At 39.4% G+C, this 15920-nt stretch carries 19 protein-coding genes and 1 pseudogene; 7 read left to right on the top strand and 13 right to left on the bottom strand.

Annotated elements, in window-relative coordinates; genetic code table 11:
* Positions 1 to 32: 32 nt before the first annotated feature.
* Both NSTCB13_RS33420 and NSTCB13_RS33415 read right to left on the bottom strand, forming a co-directional pair.
* Positions 33 to 320, bottom strand: a complete 288-nt coding sequence (locus NSTCB13_RS33420) for a hypothetical protein (protein ID WP_448275325.1) — start codon at positions 318 to 320, stop codon at positions 33 to 35.
* Complete coding sequence (locus NSTCB13_RS33415) at positions 320 to 655, bottom strand: DUF433 domain-containing protein (RefSeq protein WP_445631851.1); 336 nt, start codon at positions 653 to 655, stop codon at positions 320 to 322. Before NSTCB13_RS33415 ends, NSTCB13_RS33420 begins: the two co-directional genes overlap by 1 nt.
* A gap of 146 nt (positions 656 to 801) precedes the next feature.
* Here NSTCB13_RS33415 and NSTCB13_RS33410 point away from each other — a divergent pair, with 146 nt between their 5' ends.
* Positions 802 to 2526: an ABC transporter ATP-binding protein gene (locus tag NSTCB13_RS33410; protein ID WP_445631850.1), complete on the top strand. Its 1725-nt coding sequence runs from the start codon at positions 802 to 804 to the stop codon at positions 2524 to 2526.
* 397 nt (positions 2527 to 2923) lie between these two features.
* Entirely contained in the window at positions 2924 to 3463 is a 540-nt protein-coding gene (locus NSTCB13_RS33405) for a Uma2 family endonuclease (protein ID WP_448275323.1), read from the top strand.
* Here the strand turns inward: NSTCB13_RS33405 and NSTCB13_RS33400 are convergent.
* On the bottom strand, positions 3403 to 4434 hold the full coding sequence (locus tag NSTCB13_RS33400) for an IS701 family transposase (protein WP_448275874.1): 1032 nt from the start codon (positions 4432 to 4434) through the stop codon (positions 3403 to 3405). The two genes, NSTCB13_RS33405 and NSTCB13_RS33400, sit on opposite strands and share 61 nt — an antisense overlap.
* Positions 4435 to 4561: 127 nt before the next feature.
* On the opposite strand from NSTCB13_RS33400, the pseudogene NSTCB13_RS33395 reads away from it, so the two are divergent.
* A pseudogene (locus tag NSTCB13_RS33395) lies at positions 4562 to 4687 on the top strand (Uma2 family endonuclease); the annotation flags it as partial.
* A 129-nt stretch (positions 4688 to 4816) separates the two neighbouring features.
* Positions 4817 to 4990: a nucleotidyltransferase family protein gene (locus tag NSTCB13_RS33390; RefSeq protein WP_448266944.1), complete on the top strand. Its 174-nt coding sequence runs from the start codon at positions 4817 to 4819 to the stop codon at positions 4988 to 4990.
* A 48-nt stretch (positions 4991 to 5038) separates the two neighbouring features.
* On the opposite strand, the gene NSTCB13_RS33385 is transcribed toward NSTCB13_RS33390, so the two are convergent.
* On the bottom strand, positions 5039 to 5569 hold the full coding sequence (locus tag NSTCB13_RS33385) for a pentapeptide repeat-containing protein (protein WP_448275321.1): 531 nt from the start codon (positions 5567 to 5569) through the stop codon (positions 5039 to 5041).
* A 291-nt stretch (positions 5570 to 5860) separates the two neighbouring features.
* Complete coding sequence (locus tag NSTCB13_RS33380) at positions 5861 to 7318, bottom strand: protein adenylyltransferase SelO (RefSeq protein WP_448275319.1); 1458 nt, start codon at positions 7316 to 7318, stop codon at positions 5861 to 5863.
* 345 nt (positions 7319 to 7663) lie between these two features.
* Here NSTCB13_RS33380 and NSTCB13_RS33375 point away from each other — a divergent pair, with 345 nt between their 5' ends.
* A complete protein-coding gene (locus tag NSTCB13_RS33375; protein WP_448275317.1) occupies positions 7664 to 7876 on the top strand; it encodes a hypothetical protein in 213 nt (70 codons plus the stop codon).
* Between the two features lie 334 nt (positions 7877 to 8210).
* Here NSTCB13_RS33375 and NSTCB13_RS33370 read toward each other — a convergent pair whose 3' ends face one another.
* Together NSTCB13_RS33370 and NSTCB13_RS33365 are read right to left on the bottom strand one after the other, a co-directional pair.
* Positions 8211 to 8666, bottom strand: coding sequence for a hypothetical protein (locus NSTCB13_RS33370; RefSeq protein WP_448275315.1), 456 nt, complete (start codon positions 8664 to 8666; stop codon positions 8211 to 8213).
* 383 nt (positions 8667 to 9049) lie between these two features.
* Positions 9050 to 9625 carry a GNAT family N-acetyltransferase gene (locus NSTCB13_RS33365; RefSeq protein ID WP_445631843.1) on the bottom strand — a complete coding sequence of 192 codons (576 nt, stop codon included), beginning with the start codon at positions 9623 to 9625 and terminating at the stop codon, positions 9050 to 9052.
* Between the two features lie 456 nt (positions 9626 to 10081).
* Between NSTCB13_RS33365 and bioB the strand changes: the two genes are divergently transcribed.
* On the top strand, positions 10082 to 11089 hold the full coding sequence (bioB, locus tag NSTCB13_RS33360; RefSeq protein WP_445631842.1) for a biotin synthase BioB: 1008 nt from the start codon (positions 10082 to 10084) through the stop codon (positions 11087 to 11089).
* Between the two features lie 70 nt (positions 11090 to 11159).
* Here the strand turns inward: bioB and NSTCB13_RS33355 are convergent, their stop codons facing one another.
* The 5 genes from NSTCB13_RS33355 to NSTCB13_RS33335 all read right to left on the bottom strand — a co-directional run bounded on the left by NSTCB13_RS33355 (position 11160) and on the right by NSTCB13_RS33335 (position 13803).
* On the bottom strand, positions 11160 to 12341 hold the full coding sequence (locus tag NSTCB13_RS33355) for a class I SAM-dependent methyltransferase (RefSeq protein ID WP_448275313.1): 1182 nt from the start codon (positions 12339 to 12341) through the stop codon (positions 11160 to 11162).
* Between the two features lie 82 nt (positions 12342 to 12423).
* A complete protein-coding gene (locus NSTCB13_RS33350; protein WP_448275311.1) occupies positions 12424 to 12753 on the bottom strand; it encodes an element excision factor XisI family protein in 330 nt (109 codons plus the stop codon).
* Entirely contained in the window at positions 12711 to 12866 is a 156-nt protein-coding gene (locus NSTCB13_RS33345; protein WP_448275872.1) for an element excision factor XisH family protein, read from the bottom strand. The genes NSTCB13_RS33350 and NSTCB13_RS33345 overlap by 43 nt, the downstream gene beginning before the upstream one ends.
* 410 nt (positions 12867 to 13276) lie before the next feature.
* Entirely contained in the window at positions 13277 to 13405 is a 129-nt protein-coding gene (locus NSTCB13_RS33340) for a hypothetical protein (protein ID WP_448275309.1), read from the bottom strand.
* A gap of 44 nt (positions 13406 to 13449) precedes the next feature.
* Complete coding sequence (locus NSTCB13_RS33335; RefSeq protein ID WP_448275308.1) at positions 13450 to 13803, bottom strand: hypothetical protein; 354 nt, start codon at positions 13801 to 13803, stop codon at positions 13450 to 13452.
* Positions 13804 to 13949: 146 nt separating this feature from the next.
* On the opposite strand from NSTCB13_RS33335, the gene NSTCB13_RS33330 reads away from it, so the two are divergent.
* Positions 13950 to 14732 (top strand): 2-phosphosulfolactate phosphatase, encoded by a 783-nt coding sequence (locus NSTCB13_RS33330; protein ID WP_448275306.1) that lies wholly within the window; start codon positions 13950 to 13952, stop codon positions 14730 to 14732.
* Between the two features lie 165 nt (positions 14733 to 14897).
* Here the strand turns inward: NSTCB13_RS33330 and galE are convergent, their stop codons facing one another.
* Positions 14898 to 15914, bottom strand: coding sequence for a UDP-glucose 4-epimerase GalE (gene galE, locus NSTCB13_RS33325; RefSeq protein ID WP_448275304.1), 1017 nt, complete (start codon positions 15912 to 15914; stop codon positions 14898 to 14900).
* Between the last annotated feature and the right edge of the window lie 6 nt (positions 15915 to 15920).

Here is a 15920-nt window from a genome sequence, read left to right as displayed (position 1 = left end):
CAAACGAAGCTTCCACAATGAGAATTAACTCTTCAACAGTTTGTCCGATGCTTTGGTTTGCATCGATGGTGAATATTCCAGGTATATGGCGACCCTGAAGCTAAATGGTCAGCCAAATGTCCGGGCATAGACTTACGGTTGTTTGTCACCAAAATAAATTCATTGGTTTCGCACCAAATCAAAATCTCTGGATCTGGAGTGCCTTTGGATGGCACATCTAAATCGCCAATGATTCGCACGATCAATTCAGGGTTGCGCCGCACAAGTTGGGAGCGATATGTAGGATTCAGATGTTCATCCAACAGATACCGGATTGCCATTAGCTTTCCTGTAAATGCTTTGGAGCGTTTTCTTCCTGCATCCGCCGAAACCTCATCCTGGCAGGAGAAGGATTTCGCTGTTGTTCTTCGCGCATGGTTCGAGAAAATTCTAACCAATCTACCAGATACGCATCAACCTCTGAACGATGATGCAAATAATACAAAATCGTGGCATAAACCTGTTCCAGCGTCACCGTATGAAATTGTCCGGCAATTTCTTCTGGTGTTTTGCAGCGATAGATATACTCGTAAAGAATGCTCTCAATCCCAATGCGGGTTCCTTTGAGTCGAATGTCATCTGGTGCAAGGGTGTTGAAATACTCTTCCAGTTTCATAAAGCAAGACCCCACGAATGAACATTCCACTTCAATCATAAAAGAACGAACGCTCAAACAGTGTGTAACTAATTAGTTAAGTGTTCAGAAACTCCCCAAAACTGCTAGCGTCAAACAAAGTAAAATATCGCTGTGGACTTTCGAGCTTGAAAACGCGTTCTAATTACTGGCAACTACTGCCTTATATCCGGCTCCAGTGGCAAACCATCACCAAGGGACTTATTGGGATCTTGGGATACGTACTAGCGACTTTAGTGTTGATTAATCTTGCCGGGAAATTGGCAACTCCCTTTGCCCAAGGTAATGTAGTAGCGATCGCTCAAATAACTGGCAGTTGTGCTTTAGTATTTCTTGTTAGAGGCTTGTTTCAGTCTATACAAGATATGTATATGGCGAAAGCTGCTTTGCAAGTTGCTTTTCATCTCCGTCAGCAAGTCTACGCTCATCTGCAAAAGCTAAATCTCAGCTATTTTGAAACCGCAAAAGCAGGTGATTTATCTTACCGCCTCACCGAAGATGTTGACCGCGTTGGCGAAGTGGTAAATAAAGTATTTCACGACTTTATCCCCTGTATTTTGCAGTTGCTAGCAATTCCGATTTACATGATTTATCTGAATTGGCAACTAACATTAGCAACAGTGATAGTTGCACCACTCATGGGTATTTTAGTTGGCTGGTTTGGCGAACGGTTACGTAAGTATTCCTTAAAAAGTCAAAATCGCGTATCGGGTTTATCAGCCATCATCGCGGAAGTTTTCAACGGGATTCGTTTGGTACAGGCTTTTGCTGCTGAAAATTACGAAATTGCTCGTTTTGGCCATGAAGCAGAACGCAGTCTCAAAGCCAAATACTCAGCCGAACGCCTGAAAGCGATTCAGATTCCGATCGTTGGATTTTTGGAAGCCTTAAGTGCGCTATCGTTACTGATTGTGGGAGCTTGGCAAATTTCCCAAGGTAACTTGACAGTGGCGAATTTTTTCAGTTACCTGGCGGCGGCGGCGCTGTTAATCGATCCCATTGGTCATACTACTAACAACTACAACGAATTTAAGCAGGGTGAAGCATCTGTTGACCGTGTTTTTGAATTAATGGCAATTCAGCCGACGACGATCGAAAAGATCGATGCGATCGCTCTCCCCCTAGTCAAAGGCAAAGTAGAATATCGTCATATTTCCTTTGCTTATAAACCGGGTGAACCTGTATTAAAAGATATCAGTTTATTGGTATCGCCAGGTGAAGCGATCGCACTTGTGGGTGCTTCTGGTGCTGGTAAAACCACATTTGTAAATCTTTTACCCCGTTTTTACGATCCCGAAGTTGGTCAAATCTTTATTGACGATGTTGATATTCGAGATGTGAAATTGCATAGTTTGCGGCGACAAATTGGGATTGTTCCTCAAGAAACCATCATGTTTTCGGGGACGATTGCTCAAAATATCGCCTTTGGACAATATATTTTTGACATAAAAGCAGTTAAAGAGGCAGCAAAAATTGCTAATGCCCATCAATTTATTAGCCAACTACCAGAAGGTTATAAGACTTGGGTAGGCGAACGTGGGGTAAACTTATCAGGTGGACAAAGACAAAGAATTGCGATCGCTCGTGCTGTTCTGCTCAATCCTCAAATCTTGATTCTTGATGAGGCGACATCAGCCTTAGATTCCGAGTCAGAAGCACTGGTACAGGAAGCGCTGGAAAGATTGATGGAAAAACGGACGGTGTTTATTATTGCTCACCGTTTATCGACAGTTAGAAGGTGCGATCGGATTTTAGTTCTCGAACAGGGTCAAATTGTCGAATCGGGAACTCATGAAGAATTGTTAGCTCTAGAGCGTCGCTATGCGCGGTTTTATGCTCAACAGTTTAGTTAGATGCAGGGAAGTTTGAGGTTTTGAGACAACCGAATTAGTTTTTGAGTTCACAAATTCGGTTTTTGAGCTAGAAGAATGAGTATCTATACTCGATGAAATTTGGGGTTCCAAAAGAATGAAATTGCTAATTTGGCAAAGTTAGAGGCGGAGATTCAGCAGGGGATGGAGAAATTAGAGGCATTGTTAAAATAATTCGTAATTGATAATTCGTAATTCCTAGTTAAAGACCGTTTGGAACGGGGATTTAGACCTCGATCCAAACAAATTCACGTATAGAAGAAGGAGAATTAAACCCAAAAATTACGAATTACATAGCTTGCTTCTCGCTTTTGGCGAGTATTACGAATTAGTAATTAGTTAAAATAATCAATACAAGCTAACTATGGGAGAAAAAGCAATGACAGTTGCAGCCACTAAAAAGATGACTTTGGAAGAATTTCTTCAGTTTGACGATGGAACGGATAATTTATATGAATTGGAGAATGGAAAATTAATTCAAATGCCATTAGAAAGCGAGCTAAATCGCCGGATAGCTACGTTTTTATTAATCTATTTTTCTAAATTAGGTATTCCTTATTACCGTTTGAGTATGAAAACAGAAGTTTCTGTGAATAGCCGGCAGGTGGGGGTGCGTGTTCCTGATTTGGTGGTGTTTTCTGAGGAGTTGGCGACTGTAATGCAAGGGGCTACACGATCGCTAATTTTGATGGATATGCCACCACCGTTATTGGTGGTTGAAGTGGTGAGTCCAAATCAGGAAAATCGGGATTATCGTTACAAGCGTTCTGAGTATGCAGCGCGGGGAATTGTTGAGTATTGGATTGTCGATCCGATTGCCCAAAAAGTTAGAACTTACGCATTGACAGAAAATTGGTATTATGCAATCTGGATCAACTTCTGTGATAGGTGTTCTAAAATAAAGTCACGGGCTACTTGAAGAGATAAATTTCTTTGGAGTTCGTACCAATTTTCTATTAACTCTTCTGCTCGCATTAATTCTAGCTGTGTAAAAGCTCGAATTGCGCTAAAAAAATGAGTTCTGATGGCCTCAGTTGTCCTCACCATAAATTTACCAACACCACAAACTTGTTTAATAGCTCTGTGGTAACACTCAATACCCCAATGTATTGAGTGTAATTCTTTGAAGTCTGCTCTAGAAATTGATAAAAGTGCATCTTTTTCAGGAATATACATAATGTAATATCTGTAAGCTTCGTTTTTGAAACTTCTGCGAAATACCTTTACCTGACCAAAGTTTTTTAGATACACTACTAAACCAACTTCTGGAATTTCTAAGTTTTGGACTTGAGTATAATTTTTCCCATCGACTGAACATGAACGATTTTTAGCTACTCCTGTTAAAAACCTTAATTCCTTGTCTTTAAAGAACTTGAGGTTTTTCTGACTGGAGTACCAACTATCAGTAGTCACTGTTTTTGGACTAAGACCCCAATCCAAAACCTCAGCAATCATTTCTTGCAAATAATCATTTTTAGTCTTTCCATCCTGTTTGTTATAAATGCGATAATTTCCTGGCACAGACTTAAAAGATACATCCGTGTAATACAAGGTAATTAATTGAATTCCTTTAACGGCACGATGGTGTCTACCTGAGTAATAGTAACCAATTAATTCCGTTATTTTTGGATTGCTATGAGGCTTATCAACTACTGTATCGTCACCACTTAAAGTACCTCCAATTAAGTTGATGTGTGGTTTGATTTCTTCAAATAAATCCTTGGGTTCGTACTGCTCACGCAGCAAAAATCTATTGACGCTATCATGAGACAAATTTTTCATTATCTGCGCCAAACGTTGGCAACCTGAATACTTTGATTCTGCTAGCAAGAACAAAGTGTAAGTGTTGAGGTCACACTTGGCAGTGGATGGTTTTGTAATTGCTCTGATTGTCCGAACCCTAAACACAAACAGGTAAATTATCTGTTTTTCATGCCTCTATTAACTAGCGATCGCTGGTATTTTTCTACATTTTCGTTATACACTTTTTGTTCCACTTGTCAATGCGTAAGTTCTAAAAGTGACGGTTTTGGAGTGGGTGGAGGGTTTTTATGATGAGCAGGTGTATGTGGGAGATAATGCGATCGTTTCCCCTCTATTTGCCGATCTCAAGTTGACTGTTGCTGAAGTTTTGCAAGGATGAAATGTGATGAAAACTATTAATGAAATTCGACAAATTTTATCACTACCAAAGCAATCTCTCTATGAAATTTATCAAATTACAGAAATCGGTATCTTTAGTTCTTATGCTAGAGAGAGCAGACAGAAGTAAGTGATTGATATAGATATTCTGGTTGATTATGAAATAGCATCTACTTTTATTATGTTGGTGGAACTTAGGGATTATTTAAGTCAGCTTTTTGGGTTGAAGGTAGATATTATCACTAAGAACGGTCTTAAACCTCAAATTCGCGATCGCGTTTTGGCTAAGACAATTTATATATGAAGGTTCCAAAAGAACGAAATATATGCGGACAGCAATATTGTATGGTCTTCAATACCCAATACTGTCGTACCAAATATTTCCATCTTCCATAATGGTATTACTGAAAATAGCCTCACGAATGTTATAGAAGCCCTCAACCGAACGCAAATCGGCATTGGTGAAGTTAGCACCACGAAAACTAGAGTCCTCCAGAATAGCGCCCCTGAAAATAGCATGGCTGAAATTAGCACCATTAAAAATACATTGGTTCATTTCAACCCCGCTCAGGTTAGCCCTGACAAAAGAAGTATCATAGAAACTAGCTTCAGCCCCCTCAGCCCCAGTCAAATCAGCACCATTAAGGATAGCCCCAGTCAAATCAATTTGATGCATGTTGCTTCCCCTGAGATTAGCCCCACTGAGATTGGTATTAGTCAAATCAGCTCCTTCCAAAAAGGCTCCTTTCAAGTTGATCCCACTCAGGTCAGCCCCACTCAGATCGACCGCTATCATGAACAAACCAGTTCTGCTGCAATTAACACTCCAAGCGAAGTTTCTTTCTCCCGCTTCATATCTATCCAACATTTCTTCAATATCCATAAGGGACTTCCAAGAAATAAATTATACATCTTGTGGATTGGGCATCTTGCCTGCCCTAATTATGCAAATTAAAGGTGGAACAGCTAACCACTAACCAAGCACAAAAAGTCATAATATAGCGGTTCTCAATTGCATGGAATACAGACCTAACCCCCAGCCCCTTCCCTACAAGGGAAGGGGAGTAAGTTTCAAAGCCTCTCTCCTAAGAGGAGAGAGGAATGGAAGTGAGGTCAGAGTGTATTGCATACAAACGAGAAGTACTATATTAAAAAGAAAGTAGCTGTAAATTGACTACTTCCTAGACTGAATTGCCTTGATTAAATCATAAAAAGGTTGCCAATTATCTTCCTGAGTAATTGCTTCCCAAACCGACTCAATTACAGGTCTTAATAATGCCGTTTTGGGATTATTAACAGCTAGAGTTTGGGCTATTATATCAAGGCGATCGCTATCAAAATCATTCAATATTTTATGGTATGCTATGCACCAATCATCAAAAATTGCTGATGCGCCCGGTGCTGGTACAATATCTGAACTATTCATTACAAAACCTGGTTCATCTCGCCATTTAGATGAAAAAGTACGAGCCATTTCATAGAAAAATTGGTGATAACCAACTTGACTTGTTTTCAAGAATTCAATCGTGAGATTTAAGAGTTCTTCAGCTTGGGGATTTTGCAACTCCACAAAACCCAACTTTTTCAACATCAAAGAATTGTATTCAGCTTGATAATATTCATCAAACCTAGCTAAACTATTCTCCATATCACCTTTATCAATAATTGCCTTTAAAGGTTCCTGGAGCATTTCTAAATTCAGCTTGCAAATAATTGGTTGATTACTGTAACAGTAGCGTCCATAATAATCAAAATATGCAGCGATAAAGTATGGGTCATAAGTAGGGATAAATGCATAAGGGCCATAATCAAAACTTTCTCCCGTAATCGACATATTGTCAGTATTCAGGACTGCATGACAAAAGCCAGCCGCCATCCACTGCGCTACTAGTTGTGCAACCCGTTTAACTAATTCGGCGTAAAACAGGATATATTTATCTTCTTCAGCATTTAAGTGTCGATAATACTGCTCAATTACGTGGTCTAATAACTTCTGAGTTAAATCTGGACGCTGAAAATAGTGCAGTCGCTCAAAAGTGCCAAATCGAATATGAGAACTGCTCATCCTAACCATCACAGATGAACGGGTAGGCGAAGGTTCATCGCCCCGCCAGAGTGGTAAACCTGTTTCAATCATGCTCAGACAGCGCGAAGTACGTACACCCAAGTAGTGCAGCGCTTCCGCAGCCAGAACTTCCCGCACCCCACCTTTGAGCGTGAGCATACCATCACCACCACGGGAGTAGGGCGTTCTCCCAGAACCTTTAGTGCCAAAATCGTATAATTCGCCATCATTGGCGCGGACTTGCCCGTAGAGAAAGCCTCTACCATCACCCAACTGTCCGTTATATTCACCAAATTGATAGCCGTGATAACGCAGTGCCAACAAGGGTTTACGCCCCTGAAATTGGCCAAAGGCTGTGATGAAATCTTCGTCTTTGACTGCTTGGGGGTCTAGACCGAAACGGGGTAATAGTTCATCGTTACGCCAACGCAGGAGGTGTTGAGGAAATTCTGCCGCTGCAACCTCATCGTAGTAGTCGCCTCCTAGAGATTCTAAGGCGGTTTCGTAGTTGAGGGTGAGAAAAGGATTGCTAGAATTCTTGTCGTTTGGAGTTTCAGCCAGAGTCATTACGAGCAAAGCTAATTCATTCTTTCTTTAATACTACCTCTGGCTTCAGCATCATCAGCATAGACGCAAAAAGCGATCCAGATCAAAATCGAGAGCGCTTCAGCAGGCAGAAGTGAGTCACCTTGAAAAACGTGGAATTGAAGCAAGAACGCTGACTAATTTGTAGTTGTATCAAACTGCCTGATAAAATAATCAACGAGAAATTTCAGTTTTGTATTTTTTATTACTAACAAACTTTACATTAAACTATGTTTTATCTGCCTGAAATTATTCACTAGATAGAAGAAGAAGTTTAGTAATAAAAAGTATTCTCTTAAAAACAAAACTAAATAATTTTTTTTCTAAATGCCAATTAATTTCTTTACACCAGTAGAAGAAAGAGAAAAAATCTTTTGTTCAGAACTGGTTCAGTGCGGTGTGTTATATGAAAAAGCGGTTACTGCCGCTAAAATTTTAGCTTCTGGTCAGCCAGATGAGGTTTTGTCGTCTGAAGAGAGAAAAGTGGTCAAAGATGCCTGTGAAAAGTGGTTTGTACAGAATAAGCCCTCTCAATGTTGAAGCTTATACACCTGTATTGGGTTAGGCAACTCAGAATAATTATAACGCTGAAGCTGGCGTAAGTTCGTAGACGCGTGTCAATCGCTCACGAGTAAATTTTTACCTCTGCCATGAGATATGTTGATTCAAAAATTATAGCCTTTTTTTTAACTTAAACTAAATAATGAGCAAAATGAGCAAAAAAAATATTTGATACATCAATCATAAATTTTAAAACATCCTCTAAAATAAATAAAGTTTTGGATATTAAAAAAAATAAGACTGGCTTAATCGAAGTTTGGATAAAATCCGCCAGTCTTGCAAAATTTAAACTTAATGAAATAAAACTGATTTTTTATTTTTTAATTGGTTGTGATGTTGGTGAAGCAATTTCTCCTGGTTTTGATGTTGTTTGTGATACCTGTGAAGCTAGAATTTTTTTCACTTGCAGGTTATAAGCTTGCAAAATTGATTGAACCTGTTTCTGTTGATCTGGATTCAGCTCCAAAGATTTTAACACTATTCTGATTCTCTGACGGGATTGCAGTGCTGCTTTAAATTTAGTATCTTGGGACGGGTTTAATAGAGCCTCAATATCCTTGTCTCTTTGCTGGCGAGCCGCTTGGATTTGTAGACGCTGTTGATTTGTGAGTTTGATTGGCTGGTGTGATGCAGCACTAGTCTGAGTTTTTAAGGCTGGTGTAGTGGCGGAATTTGGGCCTGGTGCTGCCAAGACAACTCCGTTTAAGATGGTAGCAAAAGCGAAGATAGTAGAAAAGACAGATAAGCGCTTTATAGAATTAATGAGCATTTTAAAAAACTCCTCAACTGTTTAAGAAAATTGGACACATTGGCTAAAGCTAACTTTAGTAACTAAGCTTGTTAGCGAACAAGTATTACTATTGCATTTGCCTGTGGAGTTGTTGTGTATTTATGATGAATTTACTATGAATTTGTAAATGTTACAACTGATATATTAAACTCATTCTCATATAGATATGATAAGATTGCGAATAGCTGTAAGATAGGGATTACTCAAAAATTACAAATTAGTATTTGAGTGCAATTTAAAAAATACTTACTTCTATATATTGACTAAACAAGGTTGGTAATTATGAATTATAAATTAACTGATTTAAAAGCAGCTTAAATAGATAATTGAAATAAATAATATTGGCAATAATTCTCAGATTTTTAAATTTTAGGTTCTTTCCAATAAGGATTTGTAAGACTTGTCAAAATATGATCTTCCCATTGCCCATTAATTAACAAATAGTCTCTAGCGTATCCTTCAACGACAAAACCGAGTCTTTTGAGTACATTACCACTGCGCCGATTGTGAGGCATATAGTTAGCCATAACTCGGTGAAAATTTAACTCTTCAAATAGATATTGAGTTGCAGATTTTAAACCTTCTGTCATATATCCTTTTCCTTGTTTATTTTCAGCAAGACTATATCCCACATAGCAAAAATGAGCGGCTCCTCGGACAAAATTGCTAAAGTTGATCGTTCCAATAACTACGGTAGGATTTCTTTTGGTAAAAACAAATAGTTTTAACGATTGCCCATTGATAAATTCTAGAAAACTATTCTCTATCTGATATTGCCAATATTCTTCAGTGAAAAAACCATCAGCCCAAAGAGGGTAAAATGGAGTGAGATAAGTTTTGTTATCAATGAAGTATTTGAGAATTTGGGGTATATCTTCATGGATCGCTGCTCGTAATAATAGGCGATCGCTTGCAATTATTGGCAGTTCTGATATCATAAATTATTTAATCGGCGGGATATCTTCTCAAAATATTCTCTAAATGCTATAAATTCTCTCATAGTCTGCGGTTTAGCAGCAGTTAGATTGGCTGTCTTACGATCGGCACTGACGCAAGTTTTATAATTTTTTCATAAAGTTTGTCAAGAGTCAGGGGTCAATTAACTGATTTTATATAGACTTTGAACTCTTGACCAGCATGACAAAAGATATATGTATGCCCAATGCCCTTTACAAAAGATGGGGTGAGTATTTTTGCTTTTAATCTGCCATTCAACCAAAATCTTGATAAGCTGATGTCTAATATCTAGAGCGGAAGGATTGAGAGCCAATGGGTGATAAAGCACAGTCCAGGGTACAACTTCGATAAAATAGCTTTGCCCAAAGGCTGTACCGCAGCAGATTTAAGCAAAAGACAGCTCAAGATTTAACCCAGTCTACAAGAAGGATAGTGATGTGGTGGGAATACGCTACGATTGGCAGGAATTAGAGATTCGGGCGATATACAACACGCCTTTGCTAGAGCTTATTTATCAAGCTGCTAGCGTGCATCGCCAATATCATGACCCAACAAAAATACAAGTTTGCAAGCTCATATCTATCAAAACGGGAGGTTGTCCAGAAGATTGTAGCTACTGCGCCCAATCTTCTCGCTATAAAACAGAGGTAAAGGCGCAAGCACTTCTAGAAAAGGAAACGGTAATTAACATCGCCCAAAAAGCTAAAGAAACTGGTGTTAGTCGCATTTGTATGGGTGCTGCTTGGCGCGAAGTCCGGGATAACTCACAATTTGAGGAAGTCCTGGAAATGGTCAAGGATGTGACTGCAATGGGTTTAGAAGTGTGCTGCACTCTAGGTATGTTGACGGCAAATCAAGCCAAGAAATTGTCAGAAGCAGGACTTTATGCCTATAACCATAACTTAGATACCTCGCAGGAATATTACAGCACAATTATTACCACAAGGACATATAGCGATCGCTTGAACACAATTGAGAATGTCCGTCAGACAAATGTTACCGTCTGTTCTGGCGGTATCCTGGGCTTGGGCGAAACAGTCGATGACCGGGTTGGGATGTTACAAACTCTGGCAAACTTACATCCTCATCCAGAGTCTGTGCCAATTAATATTCTTTCCCAAGTACCGGGCACACCCTTAGAAAATCAGCCTGATGTTCCCATTTGGGATATTGTGCGGATGATTGCTACAGCCAGAATTTTAATGCCAGCTTCCGATGTGCGTCTTAGTGCTGGTAGGGCGAGACTTTCTCAAGTTGAGCAAGCTTTTTGCTTTATGGCAGGAGCCAATTCTATCTTTTCTAGCGACGACAACAAGATGTTGACGGTGACAACTCCCTGTCCAGATTACGATACTGACCGAGAAATGCTGAATTTACTTGGTTTGGGAATGCGTCCGCCTTCTCAAAGACAGGAGAAAGTAGCAAGTTCGGCTGTGGTAGGGTAAATATCTAATTGTGGGATAACCGAAAGGCCCATCCCACAATAAATAATTGGATATTTTTTACTTGAATTCCCTAAGCAGGTGTCAATAAAATCAACTGCTGTTGCAAAAGGCTTCTTACCCGATCCAATCCCAGTTCTACATTTGTCAGTATCTCTGCAACTGTGGCATTAGCATCACATCTTTGCATAAACTCAAATTCTGCTACAGATAAATTCACAATTTGATAATCGTAATTAAAGAAACATTGACTGGGAAATCCCTCAATACAAGGATTCAGTTCGGGAATCGCTGCTAGTAGAGCGTTATCATCTGACCAGTCGGCTTTGATTAAAGGAGGACGACCGAGGAAAAACTCGTAATGAGTTACTTCTGGGTCTAATAATTCTATCAGGCGATAAAGCTGGCGATCGCTCAATTCTTTTGCTCGTTCTACTAACTCTGGTGCTTTACCCAAAAGTCTGTCTAAATCCCAGAAACTCGGATTCGAGAAACCAATAAATTCCAATCCCGAAGCATCAATTAATTCAAACAGCGTTTCAATGTTGTAGTCAATTTCTTGAGGATGAACGTACATATCAGCAAAGTATTCATCCTTGTTGTTTTCTAGCGACCAACGTTGTTTATCGTATTTGACAATTCGGTTATTTTCTGGTAAAGAAGCAAATATTTGTCGCCCGACTTGGACACCATCGCGGTAGTCGCCTTTTTTGTCACCTTGAAGAAGTGCGATCGCTTTTTGCATGAGTTGGATTTCCCAACGTCCCAACTCCCCGTACACAAAAATGTGCATTAAGCCGCCTGGGGCTAACTTCTTCGCCAAAGCTTGAATCCCACGAATGGGATCGGGGGTATGATGCAAAACGCCAACACAGTTAATTAAATCAAACTCACCTGTTAACTGTTCTACATCAAACAAGCTGAGGTGATGAAATTCAACGCGGTTAGCCCCAGAACGCTGACAACGTTCTTTGGCTACAGCTAAAGCACCAGTACTGAGGTCAATTCCCACAACAGAAGCTTGAGGATTGAGGTGAACTAAGTACTCTGTACCCACACCAGTACCGCAACCTGCATCTAAAATCCGAATATCTTGCTTTTGGGGCTTTTGACCGGTGCAGAAGTTATGAGCCGCTAGCCAATTCCAGCGCCAGTTATAGCCTGGAGGTGGTTCATCCAACAGGGCTTCTGGCGGAAAGGGGTAGGTATTGTAGAGTTTGGCAACAGCAGCACTAACAGTTTGGGAATCGGACATGATGAGGAATAACGCAGCATTTCTGAGTTTAACGGATAGTGGCTGATTAGGGCAAAGATTACTATTGCTTATTTCCTGCTACTTATCCAATAGCAAAGTCAGTAAATTGGCGTTTATAAGGAGCATGAAATCCTAATACAATATCTTCTTTAGGTACTCCAGCAGCAATTAATTCATTAGCGATACCGATTTCTGTACCATCTCTTTGTATCCAAATTTTTTTGTCTTTGATATCAACATGAACGATCGTTCCATAAATTCTCCGTTGTTCTTTCCAGCCAATATTTAAGACTTGATAATGATGGCGTTCCGCGTCAAACAACAATTGAACCTCTGTCCCATTAGCCACATCATTAGCTGAATGGTTATTTAAAATATCTTGAATGATTTGAGAGTAATTTTTTCCTTCCATAAAACAATGTCCTGACTTAAGGAATTAAATATTAAAAGTTTAATTTGATATTCTTTTAAAGAATCTTGAATAAATTGACGTGAGAAAAAGTCTTGGTATGTATCTTGGCTAATTATCCTTGGGACAAATTAAGATATAGTCCAATCTTCTAAACGCAAATTAGGCACTTTTTCAAAATCTTTGCAGTTCCGAGTAACCAAAATACCATTCACTGACAGTGTAATTGCCGCAATGCGTAAATCTTGAGTACCAACGCGAATTTTTTGCTTAACTAACTCAGCGTAAATTTTGCCAGCATCATGACTAAATGCTAGTACGTTTAGATTATTTAAGTCTTCTAATGTATCTTTTAATCTGGCATAAGCAAAGACTAAATCATTTGATGAAGTAGCCCTGTTGAGAGCTGATTCGTAAAGAAAATCTGAAGGATACTCAAGTCGTTACTAGGTCTGAGTTTCAGCGAATAAGTATTTTTTTGACTCAAATTCCTGAAATCCTTGCAAGACAAGTACTTTACTTGAGTTTACAAATTAGCTCTGATAATATTGAGTCGTCCCACCAGTTGTTCTGTTGCTGTAATAATAGTGATAGCAATATTTTGAGGATTCGATTTATTTAATCTCTGGATGATAAATGGATTACCTCTTTGCATCAATGATAGGTGATCCGTATCTAGAATTCTTAAATCATTCAAGTCTAAATTTCCCTCTCTTCATTGTCTGCATCCAATTCACGTCGATACTCTTCTATATATTCCAGCATTTCCTCAAATTGTGGATCATCTTTATATTTACCAGCTATTTTCAACCAAGGATTTTCTACTTTGGGTGCTTCAATTTCTAAAGTCACAATCTTTGCTGTTTGTAACCGAGTTTGCAAACTTTGACTGACTTTTTCGATTGCTTCCGTTTCTGTATTTCCTAAACCTTGGCAGTCTGGTAAACCTAACAATGTTGCTTTAACTTTGCCATCTTGTTGATTTTCAATTAAGACATCGTAATTTAACTTTGGTACAGTATTACTAGTATAATCTTTTACAGAAAAATTCATAATATTTTTAACCTTGAAGTTTTATATTAATTATAACTGCTGACTTAGAACAAGTTCGTAGTCAGGACTTTAGTCATGAATTTTTATTCACTGAAGTACTTACTACAAACCTTTAATTATTTATACTGGCTTGGTGAATTTGTGGTTTGATTTTTATCATATTGTCTTTTGCGATCGCACCAATGATTTACAACCAATCAGAGTTCAATTTACGCTGTGAATGGGGGCCGCAAGGAGTTGCTGAACTCGCTCCTATCAGTGATGTAGTTGTGATAGTTGATGTTCTCTCTTTTTCTACTTGTGTAGAAATTGCCACCAATAACGGCGCGATAATTTTTCCTTACGCATATAAAGATGAATCAGCCATAGATTATGCCAAGTCAGTGCAAGCAGAATTAGCAAGTCATAGACAACGTTGGACTACAACTGGATATTCTCTCTCGCCAAAATCGGTGATTCAGATTTCTGCTGGAACCAGATTAGTTTTACCATCACCTAATGGTTCTTTCCTAACCTTACATACAGGAAATACACCAACTTTGGCTGGTTGCTTACGAAATTGCCAAGCTGTAGCGCAGTTTGCTCAAAAGTATGGCGATCAAATTGCTGTGATTCCTGCCGGTGAGAGGTGGAAAGAAGATGGTAGCCTCCGACCTGCATTTGAAGATTTAATTGGTGCTGGGGCAATTCTCAGTTATTTAGATGGCAGTCTATCACCAGAAGCCGAAGTCGCTGTGACAACATTTCAGGCTTTCCAGCAGGATTTACTAGGATATCTGAAAAAATGCAGTTCGGGTAAAGAGTTGATTGAAAAAGGTTTTGAGTTAGATGTTGAACTATCCGCCGCCTTTAACATCAGTAATTGCGTGCCTTTATTTAAAGATAATGCCTATGTTAACGTAAGTTCGACGAACCTCTCTCTGCCTTGAATTAAAGTCCAAGTCTGTGCTTATCCGATTCCAAGAGAGATGGTTTTGTGTAGTAAAATCTCCAAGAAATTTTTTGATTGAGTCAATTATAGGGACACTATATGAGCCGTCGAATTCACGTTATCTAAATTGCAAAAACAAGGTTAATTAGGTGCCAAGTTCTAATTATGCATATGCCATATTGATATGCCTTTGACTTGCCAAGTTACTCTTGTGTTTTTCCCAAGCAATGGTTGTGTTGATAATCTCATCTAAATCATTGTGTTTTGGTTGCCAACCCAAAACCCTATAGATTTTATCAGCACAAGCTGCAACACAGGCAGGATCGCCTGGACGACGTGGTGCAGCAATAACGGGAAAATCTACACCAGAAATAGCCTTGACTCTTTCAATAACTTGTCGCACGCTGTATCCTTGTCCATAACCGCAGTTGAAAATTTGGCTTTCCCCTCCTTTTTCTAAGTAATCCAAAGCATCTAAGTGAGCAGTCGCCAAATCTTCAACATGGATATAGTCTCGAATTGCGGTTCCGTCGGGCGTAGGAAAATCAGTACCAAAAATTCGGACTTCTGGCTTGCGCTTGAGTGCTGCATCACAAGCAGCTCGAATCAAGTGTGTGGCATTCGGTGACATTTGCCCCAATAGTCCATTTGGTTCCGAACCTGCTACATTAAAGTAACGTAAAATTACGTAGTTTAGTGAAGATACTGCTGCATAATCCTGGATCAGCCACTCACTCATCAACTTTGAACGTCCGTAAGGATTAATGGGCTGTGTAGGATTCGACTCAGTAACAGGATTGTCTTTTACTTCTCCATAGACTGCGGCTGTGCTGGAAAAAATGAACTTGTTAACACCCATGACGCTACAGCAACGCAGCAAATTTAAGGTGTTGCGGGTGTTGTTGGCGTAGTAGTCGAGGGGATGAGCTACTGATTCTGGAACAATCAGACTAGCGGCAAAGTGTAAAACTGCGCTGAATTTATGCTGGGCAAAAACTTGATAAAGATGTCCACTGTCTACTAAATCACCAATAATTAGTTTCCCGTGTAGTACTGATGCTGGTGAACTTGTAGAGCAGTTGTCGTAAACCACGACATCATAACCAGCTTCCCCTAGTTGGCGAACTACATGGGAGCCAATGTAACCAGCACCGCCAGTTACCAATATTTTATTTTTCATTTCTTT

Source organism: Nostoc sp. DSM 114160 (genome assembly GCF_053470305.1).
The sequence above is the reverse complement of the archived record's forward strand: the minus strand, read 5'-3'. Positions and strand labels throughout refer to the sequence as shown.